This is a genomic window from Nitrospirota bacterium (genome assembly GCA_016212185.1).
Lineage (GTDB): Bacteria > Nitrospirota > Thermodesulfovibrionia > UBA6902 > DSMQ01 > JACRGX01.
In genome coordinates, this window is record JACRGX010000069.1 from 39,247 (window position 1) to 56,304 (window position 17,058).

General features: G+C 45.2%; 13 protein-coding genes. 5 read left to right on the forward strand and 8 right to left on the reverse strand.

Annotated features, from left to right (window positions below; translation table 11 throughout):
- Positions 1–3: 3 nt before the first annotated feature.
- Together HZA10_08315 and HZA10_08320 are read left to right on the forward strand one after the other, a co-directional pair.
- On the forward strand, positions 4–4,974 hold the full coding sequence (locus HZA10_08315) for a putative Ig domain-containing protein (GenBank protein MBI5196311.1): 4,971 nt from the start codon (positions 4–6) through the stop codon (positions 4,972–4,974).
- Between the two features lie 41 nt (positions 4,975–5,015).
- The gene (locus HZA10_08320) at positions 5,016–5,936 is read left to right on the forward strand and encodes an Ig-like domain-containing protein (protein ID MBI5196312.1); all 921 of its coding nucleotides are present in this window, start codon (positions 5,016–5,018) and stop codon (positions 5,934–5,936) included.
- 20 nt (positions 5,937–5,956) lie between these two features.
- On the opposite strand, the gene queD is transcribed toward HZA10_08320, so the two are convergent.
- The 6 genes from queD to kdsB form a co-directional block, all read right to left on the reverse strand.
- Positions 5,957–6,325: a 6-carboxytetrahydropterin synthase QueD gene (gene queD, locus HZA10_08325; protein MBI5196313.1), complete on the reverse strand. Its 369-nt coding sequence runs from the start codon at positions 6,323–6,325 to the stop codon at positions 5,957–5,959.
- A 12-nt stretch (positions 6,326–6,337) separates the two neighbouring features.
- Entirely contained in the window at positions 6,338–8,515 is a 2,178-nt protein-coding gene (locus tag HZA10_08330; protein ID MBI5196314.1) for a glycoside hydrolase, read from the reverse strand.
- Positions 8,505–8,768 carry a septum formation initiator family protein gene (locus tag HZA10_08335; GenBank protein ID MBI5196315.1) on the reverse strand — a complete coding sequence of 88 codons (264 nt, stop codon included), beginning with the start codon at positions 8,766–8,768 and terminating at the stop codon, positions 8,505–8,507. The genes HZA10_08330 and HZA10_08335 overlap by 11 nt, the downstream gene beginning before the upstream one ends.
- Positions 8,769–8,967: 199 nt before the next feature.
- The gene (gene eno / locus HZA10_08340; protein MBI5196316.1) at positions 8,968–10,245 is read right to left on the reverse strand and encodes a phosphopyruvate hydratase; all 1,278 of its coding nucleotides are present in this window, start codon (positions 10,243–10,245) and stop codon (positions 8,968–8,970) included.
- A gap of 243 nt (positions 10,246–10,488) precedes the next feature.
- Positions 10,489–12,162 (reverse strand): CTP synthase, encoded by a 1,674-nt coding sequence (locus tag HZA10_08345; GenBank protein ID MBI5196317.1) that lies wholly within the window; start codon positions 12,160–12,162, stop codon positions 10,489–10,491.
- Positions 12,163–12,963, reverse strand: a complete 801-nt coding sequence (gene kdsB / locus HZA10_08350) for a 3-deoxy-manno-octulosonate cytidylyltransferase (protein ID MBI5196318.1) — start codon at positions 12,961–12,963, stop codon at positions 12,163–12,165.
- A 117-nt stretch (positions 12,964–13,080) separates the two neighbouring features.
- Between kdsB and phnD the strand changes: the two genes are divergently transcribed.
- Both phnD and HZA10_08360 read left to right on the forward strand, forming a co-directional pair.
- Positions 13,081–14,034: a phosphate/phosphite/phosphonate ABC transporter substrate-binding protein gene (phnD, locus tag HZA10_08355; protein ID MBI5196319.1), complete on the forward strand. Its 954-nt coding sequence runs from the start codon at positions 13,081–13,083 to the stop codon at positions 14,032–14,034.
- Positions 14,031–15,425 carry a HAMP domain-containing protein gene (locus HZA10_08360; GenBank protein MBI5196320.1) on the forward strand — a complete coding sequence of 465 codons (1,395 nt, stop codon included), beginning with the start codon at positions 14,031–14,033 and terminating at the stop codon, positions 15,423–15,425. Before phnD ends, HZA10_08360 begins: the two co-directional genes overlap by 4 nt.
- A 19-nt stretch (positions 15,426–15,444) precedes the next feature.
- On the opposite strand, the gene HZA10_08365 is transcribed toward HZA10_08360, so the two are convergent.
- Together HZA10_08365 and HZA10_08370 are read right to left on the reverse strand one after the other, a co-directional pair.
- Positions 15,445–15,681: a toxin-antitoxin system HicB family antitoxin gene (locus HZA10_08365; GenBank protein ID MBI5196321.1), complete on the reverse strand. Its 237-nt coding sequence runs from the start codon at positions 15,679–15,681 to the stop codon at positions 15,445–15,447.
- Positions 15,678–16,103 (reverse strand): putative toxin-antitoxin system toxin component, PIN family, encoded by a 426-nt coding sequence (locus HZA10_08370; GenBank protein ID MBI5196322.1) that lies wholly within the window; start codon positions 16,101–16,103, stop codon positions 15,678–15,680. Before HZA10_08370 ends, HZA10_08365 begins: the two co-directional genes overlap by 4 nt.
- 537 nt (positions 16,104–16,640) lie before the next feature.
- On the opposite strand from HZA10_08370, the gene HZA10_08375 reads away from it, so the two are divergent.
- On the forward strand, positions 16,641–17,027 hold the full coding sequence (locus HZA10_08375) for a tyrosine-type recombinase/integrase (protein MBI5196323.1): 387 nt from the start codon (positions 16,641–16,643) through the stop codon (positions 17,025–17,027).
- Positions 17,028–17,058: the final 31 nt, after the last annotated feature.

A 17,058-nucleotide genomic window follows, 5' to 3' on the forward strand; every position in this document is an offset into this window, starting at 1 on the left:
AAATTGAAAACGATAAGACACATTATTAAAACGTTATTAATCCTTCTGGTTATCTGTCTTGGTTTGATGTTTTTTGCAGGCAGTAACATATGGGCCGCCTCTCCCACAATGACGCCTTCGGGCGGTTCAAGTCAGAGCAATGCTGTGGCCCTCACGTCAGGCACACAGGGAAGCTCATACAGCGACACAATAACCGCTGGCGGAAGCTGCGGCAGCGGCTCATATACATGGTCCCAGCCGTCCGGCAGCCTGCCTCCCGGACTGACAACATCAACAAGTGGAACGAATGACAGTATTTTTACCATCTCCGGAACACCGACTACTACCGGCACATATAAGATGAAATTTCAGGTGGAACGCAGCGGCTGCAGCTCTACTAAATCCGGCTGGTACAGCATTACAATAAATTCTCCGCCTACACTTACTATTACAACAACAAGTCTGCCCGATGGAATTAAAGATACACTTTATACAACAACTTCTATAACTGCAACCGGCGGCTCAGGTTCATATACGTGGTCCATATCGTCAGGCAGTCTGCCTGCAGGGCTTTCTTTAGGCGCTTCCGGCACCCCCTCTACCACTATTTCAGGAACGCCTACAACTGCTGGCACATATACATTTACAGTGAGGGTAACAGACAGCAACAGCCCCATCCCTAATACTGATGATCAGGAATTTACAGTGGATATTGCAAGCGCCATTCAGATTACTACTACATCGCCGCTTACAGACGGAACCGAAGGCACGGCATATTCCACCACGATAACAGGTTCAGGGATCGGGACATACACTTGGTCGGTATCTGACGGACTGCCCCCGGGACTTACACTGGCATCTTCAGGAACACCGTCTACCACACTTTCTGGGACTCCTACATCAGGAGGCGCCTATTCCTTCACGGTTTATTTAACAAACGGCACTGACAACACCTCAAAGGCATTTACACTTACTATTCGTTTAAGCGACCTTGCAATTGATACGGTGGACCTCAGCCCTTTATCTACAACTGTATGCACAAGTTACTCAGCCACATTAACCGGAAGCGGCGGCGCCCAGCCGTATTCATGGGGATTATCAGCCGGCAGCCTGCCGGCAGGACTTTCTTTAAGCGCCTCGGGTTCTCCTTCTACAACGATATCAGGAACTCCTACAACTTCAGGCTCCTCAACATTTACGGTCAAGCTTACAGATAATAACGGCGTCTCCAGGACGCAGACATTCTCATTGGATGTGACAGGCTCTGCAAGCTGCGTGCCTGTGATTGATGACTACACCGCATACCCGCCGTTTATACAACTGTCAGGAGTAAAGCCGAATGTGCTTTTGGTTGTTGACAATTCAGGCAGTATGTATGAATTTGCATATAAAACCCCGGGCAAAGGCGGGAGCAGTTCAAATGCAGATGACAGCTATATTTCAAACGCCGCCTATTACGGATATTTTAATTCGTCGTCGCAATACAGTTATGATTCCACCGGCGGAGGCTTTTTCTATGCGGATGCCGCAGGCACATGGAGCGGCAACTTCCTGAACTGGGTTGCTATGAGGAGGGTGGATGTTGTAAGAAAGGTCCTTGTCGGAGGCAAGGCAACCCCGCGCTCTCAGACTCAGGTCAACTATCTAATCGCCGCTGAAAACCCGAACCGGGATTACTGGAAAAAGATTAATACCCAATATTATAAAGTATCCAGCGGGGCAAGCTATGAGCAGATAAGGGTGTGTTCAAGCTCAAGCTGTACAAGCGGAAGCACATATAATGTGAGAGTGCAGGTCGGCGCCACTGTCCCGACAGGCTTGCTACATGACAACATAGACCAGATGAGATTCGGATTGATGTTCTTTAACACCGATGAAGGCGGTTATGTGGCAAAAAAAGTCGGCACGGACCTTACCAGTCTTATTACGGATATATCAAACACAGACCCCAGCACCTGGACGCCTCTCGGCGAAAGCATGTATGAGGCAGTAAGATTTTTCCAGAATGGCAATAAGGCGTACGGCAGCGGCAATTACAGCACGGCTTTTGACCCTATGGAAGGAGGCATAAGCTGTCAGGATAATTTTGTATTGTTTTTAACAGACGGAGAATCAACTCAGGACCGCAATATCCCGGGGTCATATTGGGGGTCTACGATTTCAGACAGCAATTTTTCAGTCAGGACCTATATGGACAGCATTGCGGCAAATGAAGGATACTCAAGCCAGTGGGACACAATGGCCAACAGCATGTCAGGGACCTATTATCTGGAGGCAGTATCTTTTTATTCGCATGTCAATGATATCAGAAGCGATATCACAGGCGACCAGAACATCACTACATATACAGTATATGCCTTTGACGACTCTCCTATAGGCAGGGCACTGCTTCAGAAGGCGGCTAAATACGGAGGGTTTGATGATTATAACGGAGACGGCAAGCCGTACACCGACAGCACATGCGGGACATCGTCTGCGAATGCCTACTGCTCTGAATGGGACCGGGATAAAGACGGTGTACCTGACACATATTTTGAGGCTCAGGAAGGAACAGCGCTTGAAAGCGAGCTCACCAGGGCCTTGACCGATATTCTGAGAAGGACGGCATCAGGCACGTCTGCATCCGTGCTTGCAACCACAGGAGAAGGCGAGGGCGCGGTTTATCAGGCGTACTTCCTGCCGAGCAAGATAGAGGGCGGGACGGAGATAAAATGGATTGGATATCTGCACGGACTCTTTGTTGACAAATACGGGAACATGCGCGAGGACACTGATGAAGACAAGAGGCTCTGCTATGGCAGCGGGGACCCTGCCGGCTGTACGTCCACGGATAAAATCGTACTGATGTATTATGACGATTCGGTTGTGCCTAACAGGACGAGGATTAAGCTTTACCCCGGCACTGTTGACGACACAACCGGGAACCCGACAGGCACATATACAACCATTGAGTTTGATGACATGAAAAAAATCTGGGAAGGAGGCAGGATACTGTGGTCCAGGGACCTGTCTTCAAACCCCAGAAGCATCAAAACAACAGTTGACGGCACAAGCATGATAGATTTTTCAACTTCCTATAAATCTACACTCAAGCCGTTCCTGCGGGCGGCGTCAAATGACGAGGCAGAGGCGATAATAAGATATATCAGCGGTGAAGATGACCCGGTAGTGAATTCTACTACATATGATTACAGACCCAGAAAGATCAGCGTAGACCTCAATGGCGACGGTGATACCTCTGATACAGGCGAGGGCGTCAAGGTCTGGAAACTCGGCGATATAGTTTATTCAACTCCTGTGGCAGTTGCGCGTCCTTCTGAAAATTATTCGCTTCTTTACAGCGACTCAACGTATGCGCAGTTTGTCAGTAATCACAAAAACCGGAGGCATGTCATATATGCCGGCGCCAACGACGGCATACTTCACGCCTTTAACGGCGGGTTTTATGATGCAGCCAATCTGAAATTCTGGAAGAATTATTCCGGCGGCACTTTTTCTGATTCATCAAGCTATGGAATCGGGGATGAATTATGGGGGTTTATACCGCAGAGCCTGCTGCCGCATCTGAAGTGGCTCACTTCTAATGATTATACGCATGTCTATTATGTTGATCTTAAGCCCAAGGTGGTTGATGCGAGGATTTTTACGGAGGAGCTTGTATGCAGTGTAAGCAAAAGCGCTTCAGGCTGCCTTCATCCCTATGGCTGGGGGACTGTTCTTATTGGAGGCATGCGTTTTGGGGGAAGGGACATTGCTTTTCAGGATTCCACATGGACGGCTCAGAGGACCTTCCGCTCGGCGTATTTTGCGCTGGATATAACAGATCCCTTAAACCCTGTTTTGCTGTGGACGCTCCCTGTTACTTCAAGCTCATATCCAAGCGGCAACTATGACCTGGGACTCACAACGGTTTACCCGGCTGTGCTCAGGGTCGGTGCGGGTGTGTCTGCTGCCGGCACATGGTATGCGGTGATGGGCTCGGGTCCTGATGCAGGCACGGACTCGTATAAAGGCGCAAGCGACAGGTATGCAAACATTTATATTGTAAATCTCTTTACAGGCGAAGTATCAAGGATCTTTACTTTGACTGAGAATTATTCTTTTATGGCAGACCCCATAACAGTTGATGTGAACCTGAACGATAAGGTTGATGTCATATACATGGGAGATACCTACTGTCAGACAGGCGCGACATGCACAAGTTCAAACTGGAAAGGGAAAATGTACAGGATTGTAACAAATTTAGGCGATTCCGATGTGTCTAACTGGAACCTCTCCACGCTCTACAATGCGGCACAGCCGATAACTTCCGCCTCGGCGGCAAGCCTTGACGACAAGGCCAATCTATGGGTTTATTTCGGCACAGGCAGATTTTTTGATGTTGATGATAACACCCTTGACGGCACTGAAAGCTGGAGCTTTTACGGCATCAAGGATAAGTGTCAGCCGTGGACAAATGCCACCTGCGCAAGCCAGTATGATCCGATATTAAAGAGCACTTTGTTTAATGCGACAAATGTGCAGGTCTCAACCAGCGCAGTTGTGACAGGCACGACTGAGGCAAGTACATTCAGCGGACTTGAGACGGCGCTGGATGACGCCAGTAAAAACGGCTGGTATCTGGACTTCTCGCGTGCCGGCGAAAGGTCGCTGTATAAACCCGGAGTGCTGGGAGGCATAACCTTCTGGACAACATATGCGCCTTCCAGTGATGTGTGTTATATTGGCGGAAACAGCTATCTGTATGCCGCATATTATAAGACAGGAACTGCTTATACCTCGTCTGTTATAGGCTTAAGCGGAACTACGGTTCTCAGGGATGTATATCTCGGCAAGGGCGTGCCGTCATCTGTCGGTTTTTCAGTGACGTCAGGCGAGCAGTCCGGCGCTATGGCTTTTATACAACAGAGCACAGGCGCCATTTTACAGTTGGAGGCGACAACGCCGTTTGCCCTTAAGAGCGGGATTGTCGGCTGGAGAACCGGGGGACCGTGATATAAAGTGAGAAGTGAAAAACACGAAGTGAAATATTGGGTATGAAGATAAAACAAAGCGCAAGGCTTGACTTCTATTTTGTAGCTGTCTTGACGGTTGTCTTTCTGTTTGTTGCCTGTGGTAAAAAAGAAGAAAAGGGGATTTCTTCTTTTTCGGAGCCGCAAAAGACAGGCATTTATAAGATTGAGCTGTCTCCCCCTGATGCAAAAAGAGGCAGTGTCATTACTGTATCGGTAAGGGGAGCGGATCCTCAGGACTTAAGCTTTAAATGGACTGTAAACGGCCTGGTGACAGAGGGAGTAAAGGGGAGTATATTAAAATATCCGGGACTAAAAAAGAGAGACAATGTTCAGGTGATAGTTTTGGTGAAGGGAGCAGGAGAATTTACTTCAGAGCCCCTGATCATTGCAAACAGCATCCCGCAGATTCAGTCTGCAAAACTCATACCGCAGTCCCCTAAGAAGGACGACAACATTCAGACCGAGGTCAAGACTTTAGATGGTGATGATGACGAAGTAAGCCTCTCATATAAATGGTTTGTGAATGGCGAGACAGTGTTTGGCGAAACTTCTGACATGTTCAGGGGCGCGGCAATTAAGAGGGGCGATAAGGTCTCAGTTGTAATAACTCCTTCCGACGGAGAGCAGAATGGTCAGGCCATAACCTTATATGCCGTTGTTGTAAATTCTCTGCCTGTGGTTTCCTCAAACATAAAGGCAAATATTTCAAACTCTTTCTACACCGCAAAAATTAATGCGACAGACCCTGACGGGGATGCGCTCGCATACAGCATTAGACAGGGGCCTAAGGGAATGACGATAGATTCAGGCGGAATTATAAGCTGGAATATAAGCCCTGAGGATAAGGGACAGCACAGCGTAGTTGTGTCAGTGAGCGACGGGCAGGGCGGAGAAGTCCTTGTGCCTTATACCGTGTCAATACAGCTTAAAGAGAAGCAGTGATTGGTGCAGTATATAAAATTTTACTCAAAATACGTCGCTGACGCCGTTTCCGCCTCCCATACCGTTACTGCAGAGAGTTTGACATAATCATTATTTAATTTTTTCCTGATTGACTCATATATCCATTTCGCAATATTTTCAGAAGACGGATTGATTTCCGTAAACGGGAAAGTATTGTTCAGATTTACATGGTCCAGCATTGCCAGCGTTTCAATAACTATGTTTTTTAATTCATGAAAATCAATTGCCAGCCCGATTTCATTAAGTTTCTCCGCAGACACGGATATCTGCACCCGCCAGTTGTGGCCGTGCAGGTTTTCACATTTCCCTTTATATCCCCTGAGCTGGTGCGCAGCAGAGAATTGCGATTCTACCGAAAGTTCATACATATTGCCCCCTTATCACTGCCACATCATTGCCTCAAATCTTGAGCCCGGAACTTCCAGCGCAATGCATCCCCTACACGGCCATCTTTCAAGTTCGCTCCCGTCTTTCAAAACCGAGAGGATGAATGCCACCTCATCGCCCTCCTTTGCGCCGAGCAGTGCAAAAGGCAATGCTATTTCCATAATATCATTTATTGCTGCAGTTTCCAATTCCTGAAGTTGTTTCCACTCGTTTTGAACTCTATTGAAGAATACTGCCTTGATTTTATCGGTCACGATGACATCCAGTCTGGTTTGTACAGGTTTGAGGAAGTGGAAGGAAAAAGTTATTCCCTTTGAAATTTCAATTAAAGAGTTTGCCGCATCAGTCCTCAGATAGAGGTTGTTTAAATCAAACCCGTAAAAGATGTTGGAAATGAAGGCCTCGGCCCTGTGCATGGTCCCGCCTATTTTTTTTGTTTCCATGTAAGCTGAATGAAGCCACTCGTAATAACTTGTTATCTCTCCGTCTATCTTAGGCGTTATAAAACCCCTGATTGCAACAGTCGGTTTGACGCTTCTGTCTTCCCTCAGGATAGGGATGCTGAGTTTTGGAGGAATTTCCTTGCCGATAAGCTTGTAGACCTTCATTAAATTGGCTCTGAAAAGCTCATCAAACTCCTCCTGAGTCTCTGTTACATGCTCATCGCCGTACCACCAGCACCAGTCGCTGCCCTCTGCAATGTATATAGCCTGCCAGGCCTCTTTCAGGTCAGCCTCCGGATGCAATTGCTGGTGCGCAGCAAGGGACTCTCTGGCTTCATAAAGCGCATCCCATGCAAGATTATCCTCTTCGTGCCCGATCCAGATGGCAAAATTGCTGTAAATCCAGGATCCTGAAAAAAGGCTGTTTATTTGTGTGTGAGGCGGGTGTTCCCTTAAATACTCTGACACGGTTACAGTCTTAATCCCGTCTGCCCTGCTTAAACTTTCATAAAGACAGAAAAGAAAATCCCTGCCGTCATTTCTGTAATATTCCCAGGCGTTTTCCCCGTCAAGTATTACTGAGACAAGAAAAGGCCTGTCTTTTGGCAGGGAATTTTTTATTTTGTACAGCCTGTCAATAAAGTTATCTGCCGCCTTTCTTGCATCCCACCCTGAATAAACAAAACCGATAAGGTCTGACAGTGTGTGGTCCCTGAAGATTATTGATAAGCCGTCTCCTACAGTGTAAGGCTTATAAAGTTTCTGAGGTTCCTTTACCATGCCTGAAATATCCCTTAGATGAATTCCGAGGGATGCGGCAAGGATTCCTTCGTCGGTTGCAATCCATTTGATCCCTTCGTTTTTTATTGTCTTGAGGATATCCGGGCTGACCGAGCCTTCTGACGGCCACAGGCCTTCAGGCTTAAATCCAAAAATCTTTTCAAAATACTCAACTGCCATTTTGACCTGCGCTGCCGCGTCCTCCGGATGCGAAAAGACAAACTGAGGAAGTTTAATGTCAGGCATGGCCACCTTGGCGGAATTTGTATTATAAAGAAGAGGCAGTATCGGATGATAAAAGGGGGATGTTGATATTTCAATCTGCCCTTTGCCGTGCATTCTTTTGTATTCCGGGATTATGAGTTTCAACATGTCAACCTGCATTTTTAGGAGAAGTTCTTTTTCTTCTTCGGTGAAGTTTCTGCCTTTACCGGCAAGTTCTTTCAGGAACGGCTGCTTCTCCATGAATATGGGGTCAAACCAGCAGAGGTTAAAGAGCACCTGAAGGTCCAGGAAATCCTGTGTTGAAAAATACCTCATGACTTTTTTAAATTCATCCTTTGAGATTGTTCTACCTCTTTTAGAAAGCAGTTCGTAATACCGCGGCAGGGGGGCTATCATGTTTTCCCAGTTAGCGAAGAAGAAATCAGAGAGCATAGTGGTCCTTTGCGACTCTGTAAGGGCCTCTGCAGGCACCTTGCTTATTTCAAGGAAATTGTCTGAAGCGCCGCCCTCCGTATAATCTAAAATCTGTTCTATCAGCGACGGAACCAGGTTGAATGTCTGGTGTACGGCGGGAAAGTCCTCCAGGATGGCGGCCATGTCATAATAATCTTTTATGCCGTGCAGTCTTACCCACGGCAGGCGGTAAACCCCTGTGAACGGGTTTTTGTAATAAGGCTGGTGCATATGCCAGAGAAAGGAAACATAAAGAGGGCTACTGCTCATCGTCGTATTTAAAAATCAATTCTCCTTTTTTAGTGAGTCCCTGTCCCCTGGCGAGGTCTTCCACTACATTAGGATCATTTTTAAATGTTTCTATTTGTTTCCTTATCTCTGTATTCTGGTTTTTTATTGTGTTGATTTCAGCCTTGAGTCCGGACATGTCGGATTTAAGCCGCATATATTTCAAAAGTCCGTTTTCACCGAAAATAATACTCAGGGTCAGATAGATAAAACAAAGTATTCCTACCGTAACCAAAACAATTTGCCTTATCTTTTTTGATTGACTTACCTGCTGTCGCCGTGTATTCCGCATAATAATTTTTTAAAAGGGGTCAAGGGTTCAAGCGGCTAAGTGTTAAAGCAGCCTACGAAATTCGTTTGTAAATTATTAGTTATTCGGAAAACGAATAACTGATAACTATGATTCACTTGAACCCTGGAATCCATGAACCCTGTTATCTTTTTATATTATAGAACACTTTCTTCCCTTTATAAACAGCCGTCCCTCCAAGCTCTTCTTCAATCCTCAGCAGTCTGTTATATTTTGCCACCCTGTCGGTGCGGCACAAGGAGCCTGTCTTAATCTGTCCTGCATTGCATGCCACGGCAAGGTCGGCAAGGGTCGTGTCTTCTGTTTCGCCGGACCTGTGGGAAACAACTGCAGTATAACCGGCTGTCTTTGCAATGCAGATAGTTTCAAGGGTTTCCGTAAGTGTTCCTATCTGGTTTAGCTTTATCAAAATAGAATTTGCAATTCCCTTTTGTATCCCTTCGCTGAGAATTTTCGGGTTAGTCACAAATGCGTCGTCCCCGACTATCTGGAGTTTTTTACCGAGCCTTTCAGTCATGGCCCGCCAGCCTTCCCAGTCATTTTCTGAAAGCCCGTCTTCAATTGAAATCACGGGATATTTTTTTATAAGCGATTCGTAATAATCTATCATCCGGCCCGAATCAATCATTTTACCTTCAAAACTATATTTACCCTTCTCGTACAGCTCTGATGCCGCAACATCCAGGGCCAGATAGACATCTTTGCCGGCAGTATAGCCTGCCTTTTTTATTGCGTCAATTATAAGGGAAAGCGCCTCCTCGTTTGACTTAAGGTTTGGGGCAAAGCCGCCTTCATCGCCGACTGAAACGCTTAACCCCTTTTTCTTTAATACGCTTTTTAAACTGTGAAAGACCTCAGCGCCCATCCTTATTGCCTCATGAAAATTGGGAGCTCCGGCCGGCATTATCATAAATTCCTGTATATCAAGATTATTGTCGGCATGGGCGCCGCCGTTTAAAATATTCATCATAGGGACCGGCAGTTCTTTTGCATTAACGCCTCCGATGTATCTGTAAAGCGGCATCTTAACCTCTGCGGCAGCGGCTTTTGCTGCAGCCAGTGAAACGCCGAGTATTGCATTTGCGCCGAGCCGGCCTTTATTTTCAGTGCCGTCAAGCGAAATCATCAGGTTATCAATATATGTCTGTCTGCCTGCATCTATGCCCTTAAGCCGCGGGGTAATTTTCTCTTTGATGTTCCTTATGGCTTTTTTTACCCCTTTGCCTCCATAACGTTTTCCATTGTCTCTTAGTTCAACGGCTTCCCTCTGACCGGTTGATGCGCCTGATGGAACTGCAGCCCTTCCGCCTGCGCCGCTTTCAAGAAAGACATCAACTTCAAGCGTTGGATTTCCCCTGCTGTCTAAAATCTCTCTTGCAAAAATCTCGGAAATTTTACTCATAATACCTCCTGTAGTAAATAAGAAATAAGAACTGAGAACTGAGAAATAGGAACTGAGAACTTGTGTGACGTTCCTAAATTCGCTGTCATTCCTGCGAAAGCAGGAATCCAGTAAAAACATGTGTCTGGATTCCCGTTTTCACGGGAATGACAAAAAACAATAGCAAAAAGCTTTTGGAGCATTACACTGAGAAATGAGAAGTGATAACTAAGCACTAAGAACTGAGAAGTGTCATTTAATTTCTTATTTTTCATTTTTCATTTCCCATTTCTTAGTGTGCGTGAAAAGCAATTTCTTTTCCCTGTACGCTGCCCCGACAAAAGCCTTGAACACAGGGTGCGGCTCTAAAGGTCTTGATTTGAATTCAGGATGGAATTGGCATCCTAAAAACCATGGATGCTCCTTTATTTCAACTATCTCAACAAGCTGATTGTCAGGACTAGCGCCGCTTATTTTCAAACCTTTCCCTGTGAGATTTTCTCTGAACGCATTATTAAATTCATATCTGTGTCTGTGCCTCTCGGAGATCTCTGCCATTCTGTAAGCGTCATGCGCAAATGAGTCTTTTGAAATCACGCAAGGATAAGCGCCGAGCCTCATGCTCCCGCCTTTTTCAGAGGTGACGTCTCTTTTTTCTATTGCCATTTTTCTGAAGTCATACCACTCTGACATAAGATAAATCACCGGGTAGGGGGTATTCTCATCAAATTCAGAGCTGTTTGAGCCTTTCATGCCGCAGACATTACGTGCAAACTCTATTACTGCGCACTGCATGCCGAGGCAAATACCTAAAAACGGGATCTTCTTCTCCCTGGCAAGCCTTATTGCTTCAATCTTTCCTTCAATCCCCCTCTCTCCAAAACCGCCCGGGACAAGGATGCTGTCAACATCCAGGAGATACTTATCGGCGCCGTGTTTTTCTATTTCCTCGGCGTTAATCCACTGTATGTCAACACCAACCTCATTGGCAATGCCGCCGTGAATAAGCGCCTCAATCAGACTTTTATAAGAGTCCTTAAGTCCCACATACTTTCCCACTATCGCAACTGTTACAGTATCATCAGGCTCTTTGATTTTTCTAACGACCTCTGACCATTTATTAAGGTCAGGTGGGACTGATATGGGCAAAAGCTTTTTGGCAATTAAATCGTCAAGACCTTCCTGCCTTAAGGCAAGGGGAACTTCATAAATAGTGTCAACGTCCCTTGCAGTGATGACCGCATCTATATCAAGATTGCAGTGGAGGGCTATTTTCCTTTTGACCTCCGGAGGCAGTAATCTGTCTGTCCGGCAAAGGAGTATGTCAGGCTGGATACCTATCTCCCGCAGCTCCTTTACGCTGTGCTGGGTCGGCTTGGATTTAAGTTCGCCCGAAGTTTTTATATAAGGAACTAAAGTAAGATGGACATACAGAACCTGATCTCTTCCTACGTCATACCTGAACTGCCTTATGGCCTCAAGAAACGGAAGGCTTTCTATATCACCGATGGTTCCGCCGATTTCCACAATGACAATGTCGTAATCGCCTGATACGGATTTTATGGCATTTTTTATCTCATCTGTAATGTGAGGGACGACCTGCACGGTGTCGCCGAGATAATCACCACGCCTTTCCTTTGAAATAACGCTGTAATAAATCTTTCCGGTCGTAAAATTGTTAGCCTGTGAAGAGCGTGAGGATGTAAATCTCTCATAGTGTCCGAGGTCCAGGTCAGTCTCAGCGCCGTCGTCCGTGACAAAAACCTCTCCGTGCTGGAAAGGACTCAGTGTCCCGGGGTCCACATTGATGTAGGGATCTAATTTCTGAATAGTTACCTTAAGCCCCCTGGCCTCAAGCAGGGCGCCCATTGCCGCAGATGCAATTCCTTTCCCCAGGGAAGAAACAACGCCGCCTGTCACAAAGATGAATTTAGCCATTTAGTTGATATGCCACCGCCTTTCTGCTTTTTTTAAGTCTTCTGCCGTATCAATGCCGAATGTATCATAAGGGGTTTCTTTTACCTTGATTTTCATGCCTGAGGCAAGCGCCCTGAGTTGTTCAAGCTTTTCAGTGAGTTCAAGTTTGTCAGGCGGCATTGAAGCAAACTTGAACAGGACGTCTTTTCTGTAGCCATATATGCCGATATGCTTGTAACAGCCGTAATGCGTGATGGGTAATGCGTGATGAGTTGAATCTGAAATTTGAAATTTGTCCCGAATAAGTCGGGATGAAATTTTCCAGAGGTCTCTGTTATATGGAATTGGCGCCCGTGAGAAATACATGGCAAAACCCTCATTGTCAAAAACAACCTTAACCACATTGGGAGATAAAATTTCTTCCGGATCCGTTATCTTCTTTGCGAGGGTGCTGATTGAGGCGCGCGAATCATCTGACAGAAGTCTTACAACATCATTCACCATCTCCGGCATGATAAACGGTTCATCCCCCTGAACATTTACGACTATATCGCAGTCTATACTGCCGGCAGCCTCTGCTATCCTGTCTGTGCCTGACTGGTGCTTCTCAGAAGTCATGACAACTTTTCCGCCAAACCCCAGGACTGTATCATAGATTTGCTTGCTATCAGTTGCAACAAGGGTGGTATTTATTGAATTCGCAGACGCAGCATGTTCGTAAACCCATTGGATAATTGGTTTTCCTTTAAGAGAGGCAAGGGGCTTGCCGGGGAACCGGGTGGAGTTAAAGCGAGCCGGAATTATTACAGCCGCCCTGTGCATATAGTAGTGTACACATTCAAAAATGAAATGTAAATTGAAAAATTGCCTTATTCCCGCTTATTGATTTGTCTATTTAGTAATTTTATAATATCTAAAAGCGGCGCTGACAAATCAATAATGCCATTTAAAATCTCTACAAGGCTTTTCATCAGGTTCTTCTTTAGTTTTTCCGTATTATTTTTTTTAATATTCTCCGGCTGTGTGCGTCAGGAGACTCCTAAAAAAGCAAGCCTTCTTAAGAGGGCGGTTGAGATCTCCGCAGATGTTAACGACATTGAGAGAAACACCCTGAAGTTCGGGTTTGACCTCAGGCTGGACCCCAAAGAAGACGTAAGGATTTACAGCCCGTTTCTTGAATACCTTCAAAATGCCACAGGAAAGCGTTTCAGCATAAAATTTACTGAAAAATATGAAGATACGGTTGATAATCTCGGCAAAGGCATTACACACTTTGCAGCCATAGGCCCGCTTAATTATGTAGCCGGCAGGGAAAAATACGGAAACGGGATTAAGTATCTTGTGAGCGGAGTTAATAACGAGGGCGACCCGAGATACCAGGCGGTTATCTTTACAAGACCCGGAGCCGGTATTCACAGCATAAAAGATCTAAAAGGCAAGCCGTTTGCTTTTGGACCAAGGATGTCAACGCAGGGACACCTTATACCGAGAAAGATGCTGGAAGATGAAGGCATAACCGTTAGGGATATGAGTTCTTTTATTCATACGGATTCACATATGAGCACGGTCAGGGTTGTATTAAACGGCGAGTACGAAGCAGGGGGAATTCAGGATGTGCTTGCCAGGCGGCTTGAGAGGGAAGGAAAGATCAGGATTTTAAAAATTTCCGAACCCTATCCAAGCAGTATTATTGCATATAACAGCGCTTTGAATGCTGAGACGGTTAAAGCCGTCAGGTCTGCGCTCTTGGTCTTAGAGCCGGAGGGGAGACATAAAGACAAGCTTATTGACTGGAATCAGACAGAAATGCCGCTCGGTTTTATCAGCATAAATGAATCGGAATTTTACAAGATAGCGGTTCTTGCAAGAAGGTACGGCTTGCTGACGAAATGAAATTAAGAACGAAAATAATTATTTTAACAACAGCATCGGTTTTGATGGTCGGATTCCTTATCACACTTTCTATAAGGGGCGTCATCATCAATGCCTTCAGGGAAGAACTTGAAAAAAAGGCAAGGTCTGTTGCAGGCAATCTCTCGGAAAGAATCGCAAACTATATTCCGTTGAATGACCAGTTCCAAACAACGCAGGCGCTGAATGAGGTCCTGAGCAAGGAAAATGATCTGGAATATATATTTGTCACAGACGCCGACGGCCGGTTGTTTGCACATACGTTTAAAGACGGTTTTCCTCCTGAGATCCTTTCATGGAATCCGCTTAACAACAGGGCGGTTAATGTCCAGCTTCTTGAAACTGAGAAAGGCTACATACGCGATGTGGGCGTCAGTGTTATTAATAGCACAAAGTCAGAGCTTCATATCGGCATCAGGGAGGACAGTTTAAAATCCACACTTGCAAAAACGCGGGAAATAACTGTTCCGATTATAATGTTTGTGATTTTCTTAGCCGTAATAGCCTCAATCTTTATGAGCCGTTTGATTACACAGCCGCTGAACAGGTTTGTGGAATTTACAAAAGGGCTCGGCAGGGGAGAATTTGACAAGAAACTGGAGGTTCAGTCCAGTGATGAAATTGGATACCTTTCGTACAGCTTTAACAGGCTGTCGCTGGAACTGATGACGGCAAGGAAAAAAATGGAAGAGGCATACACATACACGCACCTGCTTCAGGCAGAGAAGCTTTCTTCCATCGGGCAGATTTCAGCCGGCCTTGCGCATGAGCTTAAAAATCCCATTACCACTCTTAAGATGCTTTTTCAGGCGTTCAAGGAACAGCCCGACATGACAAAAGAGGATGCCGAAGTGATACACAGTGAAATAGAAAAAATAGACAATATCCTCACAAGATTTCTCGGATTTGTAAAACAGAAGGATATGCATACATCTGAGATTGATATAAATGCAATGATTGAACATGTCCTGTCGCTTGCCACCTTTAATCTCAAAAGCAAAAATATTATAGTGCATAAGGACATTGTGGAAAATCTTCCTGCGATAAAGGCAGACCGGGCGCTCATTGAACAGGTTTTTTTAAACCTTGTTATTAATGCCATTGAGGCAATGCCTGATGGAGGCGAGATAAGAATTTCAGGCAAGTCAGAAGGTAATTTTGTTGAGATAATGGTTTGGGACAAAGGCACGGGCATACCGGCAAATATAAAGTCAAAGGTCTTTGACCCGTTTTTTACAACAAAGGCAGGCGGCACCGGGCTCGGGCTTTCAATAGCTTATAATATAATCAAAGAGCACGGAGGCAAGTTGTTTTTTAACAGCCAAGAAGGGGCCGGGACGGTATTTACGGTAAAACTGCCGAAAGCGGGATGACCAATGTGTCAGTGTAAATTTATAGTTCATCGCCGGGGATTGGTCTACGGCTTGGAACCTTAGCTAATATTCTCCTGAAATCTTCTTTCTTTGCTCTTTTTGCCCTTGCCTTCAAATAGTCTTCCGTTAACAAAGCAGAAATTTTCTCTGCCACTGCCGATGAAATAAATTGGTTAATAGACACCTTTTCTTTTTTTGCAATTTCCCTGATATGACGATGAATTGATTCCGGCAATCTCAAACTCAAAGCGCTCATAATATTTCCTCCATTAATTCTTTAGGTGTTATTGATTTTACGCCAAAACCCTCTGCCCCTCTGAAATCTTTCGTATTGTGAGTCACAATAAGCTTAGTCCCTGAAGCAATGGCTAATTCCAATATATGATCATCTTTAGGGTCAGACAGACGAGGGCGCCACAGGAAATATATCTTTTGATGTTCGCTTACCAGACAAAAATAATTTAATATCTTCTCTGTATCGTGGTTTGATAAACCTAACGCCATCTGATTCCTTTTGAGAACGTCTTCATATTCAAACAGCAAAGTTGTAGAAATAATTATTTTAAGCTTTCCGTTTTCTATCGCCTGTAATACCCTAAAAGAAGCGCCCTTTGATGAATAAAGTCCTGAGTAAAGCACATTCGTATCAAGAACTATCCGCGCTTTTTTATCGGGCATATTATAATACTATATGTGGTATCACTACATTGTCAAGAGGTAATTTTTTGCGATTAGACTAATGTCCAGAACAGAAGTTGAAAAACTTGATATGTCAAGAATTAAGTGTGGTGTTCCATAGTGGATGAGTAAAATGGTGTGGATAATGCGGCGCTGAGCGATGCCCCGAAGGGGCATTCGTCTCCAGGCTAATGATTATGATTTGATTTTGTGATTTTGGGGTCAGGTCTTGTTTCTTGCATTAGCTGCTTTTTAGCACTCTACTTACTACAGAATAATGAATCCCAACGCAATTCGCAACGTCTTTCTGCGTATAACCATATTTCTCTATTGCTTCTTTTGCTATCTTATTCCGTTTTGTTTTGTCTTTTATTATACTTTCATCAAATAACATGTCAAGCTTTGGCCTGTCTGCATATCTCTGGCTTTTAGGGATTTCTTTTTTATCCCGATACCCTTTATATTAATTTCTAAAATGCAAGAAACAAGACCTGACCCCAATCCTTGCTTTGATAAAAAAAACTTCACGATGAGGATATTGCGGCGGGCTGCGCGGGCGTGTTTCTTGAGGATCAACTTGAAAGGAAATATCCGAGAGCCGCGAAGGATTTTGTCTGGCAATGGTTCTTTCCACAGCAATCATTGACCTTTGTGGCGGAAACGAAAGAGCGGCGGCGGTACCATTTGCATGAAAAGCATGTACAGGAAGCTCTTTACGAGGCTGTCAGGCGGGCGAAGCTCACCAAGCGTATTACGTCACACACCTTTCGCCGCAGTTTTGCCACGCACCTGCTTCAGGCTAATTACGACATACGGACAATCCAGACACTGCTCGGTCACAGTGATGTCAGAACTACTATGATTTACACTCACTGCGTGCCGAGCAAAACTGTAAAAGAGATGAAGAGCCCGCTGGATTTTTAATAACGAACACTCCGGTGCAGTTCCCTCAACC